A 13,312-nucleotide genomic window follows, 5' to 3' on the forward strand; every position below is an offset into this window, starting at 1 on the left:
CCGTCGATCGTATAGCGCTAAAACGCTTTGTCGCTTTCGCTCAATCTTGGGTACAAGAACGCCAATGCAGTTGTTTGTGATTGGAGACAACCATGGTTATGAAACTCGATCAGCTTGTTAACGGCGCTATTAACGTTGGCTTTGGCGCTGCCGCCGTTGCCGTCGAAGGCGGCAAGAAGGTCCTCGACGACCTTAATACCAAGGGCGAACAGGTGCGCAAGGACACCGCCACCCCCGATATCGCCCGCAGTGTGTCCGACATGTTCGAGCAGGCCGGTGGCACCATCTCCGATCTGACCGAGCGCTTGGGCATGCAGGGCGAGACCGCGGCCCAGCGCGTGCTCGACGAGCTCATCCTTGCCCGCGTCCGCGTTATGACCGCTCCCGAGCGCACGGCCTTCCTGGCCCATGTGCGCGACATCGTCGATTCGGTCGAGGACAACGTGACCTCGGTGCCCGTCGAGTCCGTTGAGCCCGACGATGCGAAGGATACCGAAGAGGCCGAGTAGCAGCGCAGATGGCAGATTCCACCACCGATTACAACAATCTAGATCCCTTGGGTGACGAGGCGGCGGTTGTCGATGAGGTCGACGCCGCCGTCTCGGGCGCTCGCAAGAAGCCGCGCGCTGTCGATATGGTGCCAGAGGAGCCCGACGCGATGGCGCCGGACGAGGAATACCAGCTCACGCCGGCGGGTCGTCGCGAACGCATCGGGCAGATTGTTCGCCTGGTCAAAAAGTACCGTGTGTGGGATAACCTCACGCCGGTTCGTTTGCGCCGCCTGCTCGAGGAACTCGGCCCCATGTTCGTCAAGATGGGGCAGATTCTGGCCAACCGGTCCGAGATTCTGCCGCAACGCTTTTGCGACGAGCTGCGTCGTCTGCGCTCCGACGTGGAGCCGGTGCCGTACGAGGTCGTACTCAGTTGTCTGGAAGAAGAATACGGCCTGCGCCTGGGGGAGATGTTCGATGCGATCGACCCCAATCCGCTTGGTAGCGCATCGCTCGCGCAGGTGCACCGCGCTCGTCTGGTGACGGGCGAGGACGTGGCCGTCAAGGTGCAGCGCCCCGGTGCGCAGCAGGTTATGGCACAGGACATCGATATCATCCGCTCGGTGGTGCGTATCGTTTCCAAGTTCGTCAACACCGATCAATTTGTTGACCTGCACGGCGTAGTCGAGGAGTTGTGGACCTCGTTTCGCGAGGAGACCAACTTTTTGGCCGAGGCCAAAAACCTCAACGACTTCTACGAGTTCCATAAGAGCGTTCATGGCGTGACGTGTCCTAAATCCTATCTGGACCTGTGCACCGAGCACGTGGTGGTTATGGACTACGTCGACGGCATTTCGATCGCCGATCCTGAACGCTTGGTGGCCGAGGGCTATGACTTGGAAAAGATCGGTGCCGCAATCGTCGAGGATTACTCGACGCAGGTGCTCGATGACGGCTTTTTCCATGCCGACCCGCATGCGGGAAACATTATTCTCAAGGACGGCATCGTTTACTTTATCGACTTGGGCATGGTCGGACGCATGTCGAGTCACGATCGCGGTATCGTCAAGGACATGATTTTCGCCGTGGCCGAGGGTGACGTGCCCAAGCTCAAGGATTCGCTCATGCGCTTCGCCGTGACGCGTGGCGACTCGGCTGAGCTCGATCATTCGGCCTTTTTGTCCGATTTGGACTTTATCGTGGCTGACTTTGCGGGCCTTGACCTGAAGGATCTGGATATCGGCGAGTTTTTGACCTCGCTGTTAAACCTGGCGCGCAAAAACGACGTTGAGCTGCCGAGCGTGGTAACGATGTTCGCCCGCGGCATGGTGACGCTCGAGGGCCTGTTGACCGAGTACATGCCCAACGTCAACATGATCCAGATCATTCAGACGCATATCAAAAACGAAAAAAGCACTTATGCGCGCGTGCGCGACATGGGACGCGATCTTGCCGCGAGCAGCTATCGCGCGGCAAAAGGCTCGCTCGAGGCGGCCGAGTATCTTGGCCTGGCTTCGCGCATGCTCACGCGCGGCCAGCTTAAGGTGAACACGCAGATCATGAGCAGCGATAAGGCGCTGCGACAGCTGGGTGGAATTATCGACCGCATGTCGATGGCAATTGTGATCGCCGGTCTGTTTATCGGTTCGTCGGTGGTGTACTACGCGCGCATCGAGCCGGTTGTCCTCGGCATTCCGGTCATCGGCTTCTTTGGCTACGTGAGCGCGCTGGTGCTGGCGCTTATGCTGGGTCGCAATATCTGGCTCAACAGCCACGGCGGCAAGCACTAGAGGCTGCGGCCGTCACCGCATTCTCCTATCGCAAACAATAGCTTTTACCTTGGGCTTCGCCTGCGTGCGAGGCCCTTTTGCGTGATACCATACTGACGGTAATAATCGATGGCCTAGATGGTGGTGCGGAGACGCATGAATGCGCGGTTTACCTGCGCGTTTGGGAGAATTGGGGTGCAAGTCCCCGGCTGTACCAGTAACCGTAATTCCTCTTGGCTCGGGATGTTCGCGTCGCAGATCGGACGACGTGCCCGAGTCGTTAAGGTTAAGTCGGATCGCCTCCCATCTTGCATGCGGCTGCGGCGTATGCTGCCGGTGTGCATAGGGCTCTGGAGGGAAGAGAGATCCCAATGGGGGAACTCGAGCGCAACATGCGCGATGACGTGGGGCAGCCTCAAGGCAACGCTCCAAGTACAGACAATGGGGGACAAATGGATATGTTTGAGGACGAGCGCGAGCGCGCCTCGTTGCATCGCCGTGGCGCGATTGCACGCGGTGTAGCCAAGCGCGGCCTGGTGGCATTCCTGACCTTCGCGATGGCCTTTGGCACCACGCCGGCTCAGTTGTGGGCCGAGGGCGCCGAGGGCATTGCCGAGGCTGTGGCTCAGGCTGCGACGTCGGGCGAGGACGCAGCGCTTGCGGGCGGTGCCGCTGAGCAGAGCGGCGCCGAGGTTTCGGATTCCGAGGACGCGCCTGCAGCTAGTGCAGCCATAACAGAGGCAGCAACTGGCGACGAAGGCTCGGCGACGGGGGAGAGCCCTGCTACGAGCGAGCAGTCTTCGACGGCATCCGCTGGCCAAGCAGGATCTGCCGCCGCGGCTGCCGTTCAGACGGAGAACCCGACAGAAACTGGCGATGTCGCCAAGAAGCAAGTCGAGGTCTCGTTCTCGATTATCGGCACCGATGCCGACGGCAAGGCTCAGACCTGGGTGGCACCTACGCAGCTTAAGCTCGACGAGGGCTCGACGGCTGCGGACGCCTTCGTTAAGCTGCAGGAGAAGACGGGCTTTAAGGCGAAATACGATCCGAACACGGCATACGGTTTCTACCTCGAAAGCATCACGTCCCCGAGCGATGGCCGCACGCTTGCCTTCGATCCGGCGACTTATGCCTACTGGCAGCTGTTTGTCGACGGCGCGTCTTCCTCGGTTGGTGCGAGCGGCGTCAAGCTCACCCAGGGGCAGAAGATTGAGTTTGCCTATACGGCTGGTAGCTCGTCCCCTGTCGTTAAGGACCAGGTTGCCGCAAATGTGACCGTCATTGGTCGCGATGCCCAGGGCAAGACTCAGACTTGGGTCGATAACGCGCAGTATGTGGTGACGTCCGGCTCGAACGCACTTGACCTTACGAAGGTCGCGCTCGAGGCGAATGATATTGACGCCGTTGTTGCGGGCTCCTTCATTCTGAGCCTTAAGTACAATGGCGTTGAGCTGGGTACGCCGCTCGATTATTCGACCTCTTGGCAGCTGTTCATCAACGGCAAGTCGAGCGACCGCACGGCGGACAATGTCACCATTCATGCCGGCGATACCGTTACGTGGTTCTACGGTGGCTGGGGCGACCAGTTGCCCTCTGATTCCGTCCATGCTTCCGTTCAGGTGCTTGGCAAGGACAAGGACGGCAAGCAGCAGGTGTGGGCCTCGACGGGCCAGACGAGTCTCAAGGCGGGCTCTACTGCCAAGGACCTGTTGGAGCAGACTGGTCTTGATCTCGTTACTAGTGAAGAGTCTTGGGGCTGGTACCTCAGCGGCATTAAATCGCCGCTTGACGGTAAGACCTATAAGTCTGATCCTGCGACCCGCAGTTATTGGCAATTCTATGTAAATGGCAAGTCCGCCACGGTCGGTGCCGGCAACTACGAACTCCAAGATGGTGACGCCGTCACCTTTATGTATGCTGGCGACAGCGATGCCCTTCCTGGTCAGGTTCTTGGGTCTGTCGATGTTATCGGTCCCGATGTCAACGGCAACAATACTTGCTGGGGCTCGGCAAGCAGTGTTTCTTTGCCCGAAGGCTCTACTGCCCAGAACCTTATTGAGACGGTCCTGAAGGCCAAGGGCGTTACGTACAACGGCTCCCAGAGTGGTGAGTACTGGTCCCTCAATTCCATCAACTCGCCGTTCGATCACAAGCCGTATGCCTGGGATGCTGCGACCAATAAATCTTGGCACCTGTATATCAATGGAGAGCCCTCCTTACTCTGCGCCAACCAGATTACGCTCAAGAGCGGCGATAAGGTCACGCTTGCCTATACCACCGACGATTCGCCCATGCCCGATCCCGACAAGATTGTCGTGGACCCGAGTGCGACGACTCCTGATTGGGATGCCGAGTGGGCCGGCTACGGTAACAGCGGCAACGGTACGTCCGTTACGGACGCCAAGACGCCTGCGCAGGCCGCCGGTCTTAAGTGGGCCTTCGATTGGAAGGCCGAGTCTGGTCAGCAGTATGCCAACTGCAGCGAGCCTGTCATTGCTAACGGTTTTGTGTACATCGCGACCGAGAACGAGCTCATTAAGATCGATTCGTCCACGGGCAAAAAGGTTGCCTCTGCGCCGCTTGCCTCCAAGGTGAGCTATACCTCTCGTCCGATCTATACCAATGGCCTTATCATCGTTCCGCTCAACGGCGGTGCGGTCCAGGCGATTACTGCAGACAAGCTGATCTGCAAGTGGCTGACGCCTGGTTTGACGGACTTGACGCAGAGCTCCTGCACCGTCGTTTCGGACGGCGAGTACGTCTATGTAGGCTCGGTCGATATTTCGTATGACGAGAATTACAACGCGACCTACGGCAACGGCTCCTTTGCGCGCATTAAGATTGCCACGGGCGAAGTTTCTTGGCAGAACATCGACCCTGCCGAGGGCTATTACTGGACTGGTGCGGCTTTGACGGATAAGTATGCCATCGTTCCTACGAGCGCGGGTACGCTTAAGTGCATTGATAAGACGACGGGCGATGTCGTTTCGACCATGAAGCTCGGCGCTCTCGCAAATGCCGATTGCATTGCCGATCCGTCCAATGGTTCGACCTTCTATCAGATGACGCACGACGGAAAGCTCCATGTGATTTCGCTTTCGGCGAAGGGCGTGTTGAGTGAACAGAAGACGGTTGATCTGGGCCTTACGAATAACATGAGCGCTCCGGCGGTGGCTGGTGAAAACTTGATTGTCGGCGGACAGACGGCTACTGGCTCTGCTCTGGTTCTCTATAACCTGAAGACGGGCAAGACCACGATGGTCGCTGCTGCCGACGGCAAGGCGCTGCCGGCTGGTCTCAACGGTATTGCTGCTACTCCGCTGGTGAGTGTTCAGGGCGGCAAGACCTATGTGTACTTCACCGTTAACAGCGCGGATAGCAAGGATTACGTCAACTACTCTGCTGGTGGTGGCGTGTATCGCTATACGCTTGGCGACGCAGAGGCGACGCAGATTTATGATGCGGCTGGCCATTACCAGTACTGTGACTCTCCGGTCATTGCCGATGCATCTGGCAACCTGTACTACATCAATGATTCGGGTACGCTGTTCAAGCTCGGGGCTGTTGAGTCTTGGACGGTTGCCTTTAATTCCAACGGCGGGTCTGCTTGCGACACTAAGTTTGTTGCTACGGCCGACGGCAAGCTGGTCAAGCCGGCCGATCCGACGCGCGATGGCTACACTTTCGGCGGTTGGTTCACCGATGAGGCTTGCACGCAGGCGTATGACTTCAGTACGCCGGTGACGGCCGATCTGACGCTGTATGCCAAGTGGACCAAGAATGCTGTTAACCCTGGCGGCAATGGCGGTTCTGGCACTAATGGTGGCAACGGTGGCGCTGGCAACGGTTCCGGTGCTGGCACGGGCACGGGCTCCGGCTCCGGCACGAAGGGCCAGCAGGCTGGCGGCGCTGTCGCCCCGGGTCAGAAGCCGGTGACCAAGACGACGGTGTCGACCAAGACCGAGACCAAGGACAACAAGTCCGACAAGAAGGACTCCGATAAGTCCGATAAGAAGGACGAGAAGAAGCCTGACAAGAAGGACGGCAAGTCCGACAAGAAGTCCGATTCCAAGTCCGATACGGGTGCTGCTTCCACGACCACTGCTAAGAAGTCCTCTAGTGCTTCCGAGCAGGAGATTGGCACCAACCCGCTCGCCATTGTTGGCGTTGCCGCCGGCGTCATCGGTCTCGCCATCGTCGGCGTGTTCGTGTTCACCAAACGTCGGTAGGTGAGGGCTGTGTCCAATAAATCCAAGGACGCTGAACCCAAGCAACCAAATTCCTCGTTCATTCAGTTCGACGATGCAAAGCAACAGGGCGCCGCTTCGGCGGCGTCCGCCCCTCGACGGAAGGCGCTTCTTGGCGTTCTGATTGCCGCGTGCGTTGCGCTGATTGTCATATCGCTGGGCTTCGTCCATCCTTCCGAGAGCGGCGCCTGGTCCGTTGATTGGATCATTCAGACCGTGACGGGGGAGAGCGTCGTCGCGAAGGACGCCAAGGGGTCTGAATCGACTACGACTTCGGGCGAGGCCAGTTCCAAGGATTCCAAGTCATCGAATGACGCAAAAGATGGGTCCAAGTCCAAGGACGATTCCGAGTCTTCAAACAAGGAATCGGATAAAAGCGCGGATGGCAAGAAGTTCGATAGTCAGGACGGCAAGAAGTCTGGAGATAAATCCGCTGCCCAGAATACGGGAGCCGGCGATACTTCCAATGTGTCTGGCGGTGCTTCTTCGGGCGGCGGTCAGTCGTCTGATGGAGCCTCCAGCTCTAATGGCGGAAGCGCTCCCTCGGGCGGCCAGGGCGGCTCGCAGGAGTCCAACTACGTAACGGTGACGGTTTCGGTCACATCGAGCGCCGTGGGCAATCCTGTGTCTTCTGGCGGCACTTTTACCTTTAACGAAGGCGCTACCGTTTACGATGCCCTGTGCGCGCTGGGCCTTTCTGTCAACGCACACGGCTCATCGTACGGCACGTATGTTTCTGCGATTGGTGGTTTGGCCGAGAAACAGTACGGCGGCACGAGCGGCTGGATGTACTCCGTCAACGGCGCAACGCCCATGACGGCCTGCAGTAACTACGTTCTCTCCAATGGCGACAACGTGGTCTGGTATTACGTAACAGGCTAGAAGCCTCGACATAGCGCGCCAGACGGGCGGTTCGGACAAACATCCGGGGCCGCCCGTTTTTCATGCGAATTGGACTGGGTCACCGGGTCTCTCGGCAAACAAAAAACCGGTTGGAACGGGAATTCCAACCGGTTATACATTCAAGCAAATAGTGAATCGACTACGACCGTGCGCCCTCGAGGAAGAAGCGGCGGCTGAAGTAGTTGTACCAGGTGACGAGGAACGTAGCGATCGCTTTCATGGCCTGGTAGCCGATGCTCAAAAACGTGACGCCCACAAACATGTACAGGTCGTTGAGGCCCAGGCCGATCACCGACAGGATGGTGAAGATCGTGAACTCGCGCTTGCGGCTCATGCCCTCGCGATGGTCGAACACGTACTTCATGCTGAGCCAGTAGTTAACCACGACGGACGTGATGAACGAGACCGTGGTGCTCATCAAAAAGTCGAGGTGGAACAGCTCGACAAGCGCAATGAGCATACCCCAGTCGATGCCAAAGGAGATAAGACCTACGACAGCGAACTTGAGGAACTGCTTAGTATGAGGTTGTGCCAGTGCCTTGCGCACGTAATCACATCCAATGCGTTGATGAATCGAGCAGAGGATACTTTAGAGCTTTTGCAAGGGAAACGTAAGGTCTTTGCCAAGAACTATACGAACTCGCCAAATTTTCAAGAGCTAATCCGCAAACGTTGAAAATTTGCCCGTAAACGAGCAAAGCCCACGAACAACACAGCGCTCGACGCGCGTCATCCGTGGGCATCGTAAAGCTGTAAGGTTGCGAGTTACTTGGTCTCGTCGCCTTCCAGGAAGATCTTTCGGGTCACAAAGTTGTAGACCATGACAAGCGCGGTGGCGCAGATCTTGGCGATATTGGCCTCGAGTCCCAGGCCGGCGTTGAGTGTCAACACGATACCGTCGTTGAGTGCCAGGCCGATCACGGACAGCACGACAAAGATAATGAACTCGCGGCGGCGGCTTATGCCTTCCTTGTGCGCAAACACGTATTTCATGCTTGCGAGGTAGTTAAAGATGAGTGAGATGATAAAGCCGCTGGTGTTGGCGATTAGGATGTTAAGGCCCAGACCGTAGTGGAGCAGATTCATAATGCCAAAGTCGATGACCGTGGCAATGACACCGACGACGCCAAATTTCATGATCTGCGCAAGGAGCTTTTGCATGGTACCTGCCTTAAGCTGGCGCCGAAGCGCCGCGGGGATGACAAACTCAGCAAGTTTAGCCAATCCCCACGGGTGGAGCTAGGCGCGCTCCTCGATAGCACCGTTTCTATATGCATCGAGCAGCTGGCGCAGGTCCTGGATCTGGCTGCGGATCTTGACACCGGAATCGGTGTCGCTCACCATGCGGCGACGGTCTGCTTGGTCAAAACGATTGGTCTCGCTCTCGATGTCCACGTTGCGTGTGAGTGCCTCGGCAACCGTCGTAAAGGCCCGGTGCGACTTGAGGCGGCAGCCGCGCGAGCTCGAGATGAGCGTATAGCCGGCGATACCCGTCTTGGGATGGTAAGCGCGGCAGAAGCCGCCATCGATGACCAGCAGCTTGCCCTCGGCGCGGATGGGCTGCTCGCCCTTGGTGGTTTTAACGGGCGTGTGGCCGTTGATGATGTGGCCGGTCGGTGAACATGCCATGGGCGCGACACCAAACTCGTGCATGATGTCGTCGCAGACCGAGGGCGACTTGGTAAGCGTAAAGTACGGGTCCATCGGCTCGACCCAGGTGCTCTTATCGGCGATATAGGCGCGCTCAAAGGTGCGCACCAGGCGTCCGCTGGCGGGTGAGTTAAAGCCAATCCACAGGTACCACATCCAGTCGAGAGCGTCGCGGTCGCCCACGCGCCAGGCGCGGCGGGCGATGTGGTCGCAAAAATCGAGATAATCGCGGCCAGCGTGCCAGGTGCCCAGGCATTTCATGCTGCTAAAGGTGCCGTCTTCGTTGAGTGGCACGCAGCCATGGAACAGCAGGTTGCCGTTGGCGACCTTGTACATCGAGCCGTGGGAATAGAGGAAATCGATATGGCGATGCAGGTGATCGGCGGTGATAAACTCGGACACGAGCTTGTCGATGATGTGCTGCTCCTGAGACGTGAGCGTATAGGGGTCCGTCGGGTCGACGGTGGGGAAGTCGTTGGTCGTGAGCGGCCACACGCTGCCGTCGGCGAGCGTGACCGTGCCGGCGTCGTGGTCGATCTTGTCGAGTAGCAGGCGGTCGGTCATGTCGAACTCGGGGTGGCGCTGGATAATCTGACCCTCGAGCTTAAAGAGCAGCACGTTGATGGCCTTGATCAGCGGGGTGATGGACTCACCGGCGGTGTAGGTGGCATCGGCAAAGGCGACAAGCTCACGCAGCGAGATGCCGTAGTCGTTCTCCAGGATCTCGTAGTTGTCGTAGCGTAGGTTGTTGCGCAGCACCGTGGCGATGCAGGCGGGCTCACCGGCCGCAGCGCCCATCCACAGCAGGTCGTGGTTGCCCCACTGGATGTCGAGCGAATGGTAGGTGAGCAGGCGGTCCATAATCTTGGCCGCGCCGCCGCCGCGGTCGAAGATGTCGCCCACCAGGTGCAGGTGGTCGACGGCCAGGCGCTTGATGAGCGAGGCAAGCGACTCGATAAAGTCGTCGGCGCTGGCGGTCTCCAGAATGGACTCCACGATGCGCTCGTGATAGCGCACGCGATAGTTGTTCTCGTCCGGATGCGTGTGCAGCAGCTCGTCGATGATGTAGGCGTAATCGCGCGGGATGGCCTTACGCACCTTGGAGCGCGTATAGCGGCTCGAAAGCGAGCGGGCGACCATGATGAGCTGGTCAAGCATCGTCCTGTACCAGGTGGGCGAGTCTTCGCGCCGGCTGCGGACCAGGTCGATCTTCTCGCGCGGGTAGTAGATGAGCGTGCACAGCTCGCCCTTCTCATCGAAGGAGAGCGTGTCGCCATAGATTTCGTCGACATGCTCGCGCACGACGCCCGAGCAGTTGTTGAGGATGTGCATGAAGGCTTCGTATTCGCCATGCAGGTCGCTCATGAAGTGCTCGGTGCCCTTGGGCAGGTTGAGGATGGCCGAGAGATTGATGATCTCGGTAAACGCGGATTGCTCGGTGGGGAATTGTCTCGACAGCAGGCGCAGATACTTGAAGTCTTGCGGATTGCGATCGAATGCGACCATGAAACACCTTCCGATGGGGTTGGTAAAACTGATAAACAGCGTCAAACGTTTATCAGTATGCGCCGCTTTTGTTTCGATTGGGTATGGGCGGCCGAATTGTTGGCCGAACGGTTTGGTAAATCGATTTAGTTGAGGTAGATATGGCGGTTGGGTGGAGACGACAGAGGGTGTTTTCTCAGATATTTATGCGTGGGGTCGGTGGAGACGATGGTGGTAAAGATGTTCGCTATTATTGGTTCGATTTGGTAAATAGTGGACATATGTACCGTATGTAGGCTCACTGTGCGATAATTTGCGCAGCAATGAGTAAGGAGTCTCATATGAGTGATTTTGTCCTGACCTGTGAATCCGCCGCCGACCGAACCCGTGAGTTCTTTGCGTCGCGCAATATCCCTGTCGTGTGTTTTCATTACGAGATCGACGATGTTGTCTATACGGACGATCTGTATCAGTCGATTGCGCCGGACGAGTTTTTTGCCCAGATTGCCGCAGGCGCCATGCCTAAGACGTCTCAGGTGAGCGTGGGTGAGTACGAGGAGTTTTGGGAGCCGCTTGTTGTCGAGGGTAAAGACGTGCTGCACCTGACGTTGTCGTCGGGTATTTCGGGTACGTATGGCTCGGCTTGCGTTGCGGCGCAGATGCTCGTGGATCGCTATCCCCAGGGCGGCAAGGTGCGCGTCATCGATTCGCTGGCGGCGTCTTCGGGCTTTGGCCTGCTGGCGGAATGTGCCGCCGACGTGCGCGATAGCGGGGCTTCACTCGACGAGACGGCTGCCTGGATCGAGGAGCACAAGCTCAACCTGCACCACTGGTTCTTCTCGACCGATCTGTCGAGCTACCTGCGCGGCGGTCGCATTTCGGCTGCGAGCGCGATCATCGGCACGGCGCTTAAGATTTGCCCGCTTATGACGGTCGATTGCGACGGCAAGCTGTCGCCACGTGAGAAGATTCGCACTAAGAAGCGCGCGATTTCCGAGATGGCTAAGACCATGATGGCACACGTGCAGGACGGTGCGGATTATTCGGGTAAGTGCGTCATGTCGCACTCGGCGTGCCGCGAGGATGCCGAGGCAGTTGCGGCACTGATCGAGGAACAGATTCCGCAGCTTAAAGGCAAGATTGAGATCAATAACATCGGTACTCTGATTGGCTCGCATACCGGACCTGGTACGGTGGCGCTCTTCTTTATGGGCGACAAGCGCGTGGATTAGTTTGCCCCATCACATCGCTGCATGATTGCTCAAACGAAAACGGCCCGCCTCACGTTTGTGGGGCGGGCCTTGCTGTTGGGGTTAGCGTTTCTTTCCGCGGAAGAAGAAACCGTGCAGTGACGGCTTGAGGCCGCGGTTGGCGCGACGCTCCTCGACGCGCTCGTGGATCGAAGCGACGCGCTCGATGACCTCGTCGGGAATCGGCACGTCGGGATTCATGTTCTCGACCTGGCTGACCTCGGCGGCGGCGACCTGGTCGATAATGGGCACATCGTCGTGCGAGATGACAGGTGTGGCGTCTTCCTTCATCTTGCGGTAGCGCTGCATCATGTCGGTCTGCAGCTGCTGGGCCGAAGGCGGCGTCCAGATGATGGCGTTGGCGCCGGCGGCGATGGTCTCGCGGATGCTCTCGGGCGTCTTGCCGCCCGGCGCGATGAGCGGCAGGTTGGGATAGTGCTCGCGCAGTTCACGCAGGACCTGCGGCGTGTTTTTGCCAGCGGCGATGTTAAGAATCTTGGCGCCGGCGCGCACCTTTGCGTGAGCATCGTCGTCGCAACGTACGACCGTGGCGATGACGGGGATGTCGGCGATGTTGGTGATGTGCTCGACCATCTCGGCGGTGGCGGGGGAGTTGACCACACAGCCCGCCGCGCCCTGCATCTCGGAGACGGCTGCCATCTGAACGGAGCGCTTGCCGGTGGTGGTGCCACCGCCCACGCCTACGAAGACCGGGCACTCGGCGACGGTCAGCAGCGCCTGCGTAATGGCGGGCTGCGGCGTGAAGGGGTAAACGGCAAAGACGGCATCGGCGTTGGAGTTGCGGATGACCGCGACGTCGGTGGTGTAGATGAGCGATTTGATACGACGGCCGAAGAGCGTAAAGCCGCTGGCTTCCTCGATCTCGTCGGGCATTCGGAGGGCCGCCTTTCGCAGACGCCCGTCGATGGGCAGCGGCTCCATGGGGAGCAGTCCGTTGGGGGTCACGGCTACCTGGGGCTCGGTGAACTCGTCTGCGAGCTCGACCTCGGAAAAATCGACCGACGCGACGATGTCCTCGTGAACCTCGGCGGGAACATCGATGGGGGCTTGGTCGTTTGCCGTGACCGGCGTGTCGAAGGAGCTGGTGCCGACAAAGGCGTCGACGCGCTCGTTTAGGTCGTTGAGGGTATCCATGGACGCTCGATTCTATGCGATGGTGGTCGGCAGGGTGCCGGCAGCGTTGTGCTTGCTAAATCGTTTGACGAGTTGATTTTTCCCCGCCGCGCCATCCGTTAGACCGAAGGGCCGGCGAACGTGAAGGAGCTGTGGTGGCGGGTATTGAGGTGCTATCTTGAATGTCCCGTTTAAAAGAGAGGTGACGCGGAATGGAATTCACAGCAATGTTGGTCTCGATTGGCCTGTGTGTGGGCGCAATCGTTGCCGCCGCGGTCATCTACTTGGTGGTCACGGCCATTAAGGGCAAAAGAGCCGAGCGCAAGGAACGCGAGGCACTTAAGCAGCACCGTGACCAGCAGGACAAGCGCGCACAGAGATAG

10 protein-coding genes are annotated in these 13,312 nt (G+C 58.6%); 6 read left to right on the forward strand and 4 right to left on the reverse strand.

All coding sequences use genetic code 11. The features are described 5' to 3' along the window. Nucleotides 1-92 precede the first annotated feature (92 nt). The 4 genes from DW211_RS03665 to DW211_RS03680 all read left to right on the forward strand — a co-directional run bounded on the left by DW211_RS03665 (nucleotide 93) and on the right by DW211_RS03680 (nucleotide 7,389). Nucleotides 93-509: a hypothetical protein gene (locus tag DW211_RS03665; protein WP_117583986.1), complete on the forward strand. Its 417-nt coding sequence runs from the start codon at nucleotides 93-95 to the stop codon at nucleotides 507-509. A gap of 8 nt (nucleotides 510-517) precedes the next feature. Then, a complete protein-coding gene (locus tag DW211_RS03670; protein ID WP_117655841.1) occupies nucleotides 518-2,281 on the forward strand; it encodes an AarF/ABC1/UbiB kinase family protein in 1,764 nt (587 codons plus the stop codon). Nucleotides 2,282-2,712: 431 nt separating this feature from the next. Further along, nucleotides 2,713-6,489 (forward strand): DUF4430 domain-containing protein, encoded by a 3,777-nt coding sequence (locus tag DW211_RS03675; RefSeq protein WP_158568479.1) that lies wholly within the window; start codon nucleotides 2,713-2,715, stop codon nucleotides 6,487-6,489. A 9-nt stretch (nucleotides 6,490-6,498) separates the two neighbouring features. Beyond that, nucleotides 6,499-7,389 (forward strand): DUF4430 domain-containing protein, encoded by an 891-nt coding sequence (locus DW211_RS03680; RefSeq protein ID WP_233540937.1) that lies wholly within the window; start codon nucleotides 6,499-6,501, stop codon nucleotides 7,387-7,389. A 160-nt stretch (nucleotides 7,390-7,549) separates the two neighbouring features. Here DW211_RS03680 and DW211_RS03685 read toward each other — a convergent pair whose 3' ends face one another. The 3 genes from DW211_RS03685 to DW211_RS03695 all read right to left on the reverse strand — a co-directional run bounded on the left by DW211_RS03685 (nucleotide 7,550) and on the right by DW211_RS03695 (nucleotide 10,566). Further along, entirely contained in the window at nucleotides 7,550-7,957 is a 408-nt protein-coding gene (locus DW211_RS03685; RefSeq protein WP_022095123.1) for a GtrA family protein, read from the reverse strand. A 218-nt stretch (nucleotides 7,958-8,175) separates the two neighbouring features. Beyond that, nucleotides 8,176-8,571 carry a GtrA family protein gene (locus DW211_RS03690; RefSeq protein WP_117629590.1) on the reverse strand — a complete coding sequence of 132 codons (396 nt, stop codon included), beginning with the start codon at nucleotides 8,569-8,571 and terminating at the stop codon, nucleotides 8,176-8,178. 78 nt (nucleotides 8,572-8,649) lie between these two features. Then, the gene (locus DW211_RS03695) at nucleotides 8,650-10,566 is read right to left on the reverse strand and encodes a fructose-1,6-bisphosphatase (protein ID WP_118259275.1); all 1,917 of its coding nucleotides are present in this window, start codon (nucleotides 10,564-10,566) and stop codon (nucleotides 8,650-8,652) included. Nucleotides 10,567-10,886: 320 nt separating this feature from the next. Between DW211_RS03695 and DW211_RS03700 the strand changes: the two genes are divergently transcribed. Continuing rightward, nucleotides 10,887-11,777: a DegV family protein gene (locus DW211_RS03700; protein WP_118259277.1), complete on the forward strand. Its 891-nt coding sequence runs from the start codon at nucleotides 10,887-10,889 to the stop codon at nucleotides 11,775-11,777. 81 nt (nucleotides 11,778-11,858) lie between these two features. Here the strand turns inward: DW211_RS03700 and DW211_RS03705 are convergent, their stop codons facing one another. Then, a complete protein-coding gene (locus DW211_RS03705) occupies nucleotides 11,859-12,950 on the reverse strand; it encodes a hypothetical protein (RefSeq protein WP_118259279.1) in 1,092 nt (363 codons plus the stop codon). Between the two features lie 191 nt (nucleotides 12,951-13,141). On the opposite strand from DW211_RS03705, the gene DW211_RS10115 reads away from it, so the two are divergent. Further along, entirely contained in the window at nucleotides 13,142-13,312 is a 171-nt protein-coding gene (locus tag DW211_RS10115; protein WP_158568480.1) for a hypothetical protein, read from the forward strand.

This window comes from Collinsella sp. AM18-10 (assembly GCF_003471585.1).
Classification (GTDB): Bacteria; Actinomycetota; Coriobacteriia; order Coriobacteriales; family Coriobacteriaceae; genus Collinsella.

Excerpts from the sequence above, each read along its gene's own strand:
- DW211_RS03665 (WP_117583986.1), top strand. The coding sequence starts at position 93 with ATGGTTATGAAACTCGATCAGCTTGTTAACGGCGCTATTAACGTTGGC.
- DW211_RS03670 (WP_117655841.1), top strand. The coding sequence starts at position 518 with ATGGCAGATTCCACCACCGATTACAACAATCTAGATCCCTTGGGTGAC.
- DW211_RS03675 (WP_158568479.1), top strand. The coding sequence starts at position 2,713 with ATGGATATGTTTGAGGACGAGCGCGAGCGCGCCTCGTTGCATCGCCGT.
- DW211_RS03690 (WP_117629590.1), bottom strand. The coding sequence starts at position 8,571 with ATGCAAAAGCTCCTTGCGCAGATCATGAAATTTGGCGTCGTCGGTGTC.
- DW211_RS03695 (WP_118259275.1), bottom strand. The coding sequence starts at position 10,566 with ATGGTCGCATTCGATCGCAATCCGCAAGACTTCAAGTATCTGCGCCTG.
- DW211_RS03700 (WP_118259277.1), top strand. The coding sequence starts at position 10,887 with ATGAGTGATTTTGTCCTGACCTGTGAATCCGCCGCCGACCGAACCCGT.
- DW211_RS03705 (WP_118259279.1), bottom strand. The coding sequence starts at position 12,950 with ATGGATACCCTCAACGACCTAAACGAGCGCGTCGACGCCTTTGTCGGC.
- DW211_RS10115 (WP_158568480.1), top strand. The coding sequence starts at position 13,142 with ATGGAATTCACAGCAATGTTGGTCTCGATTGGCCTGTGTGTGGGCGCA.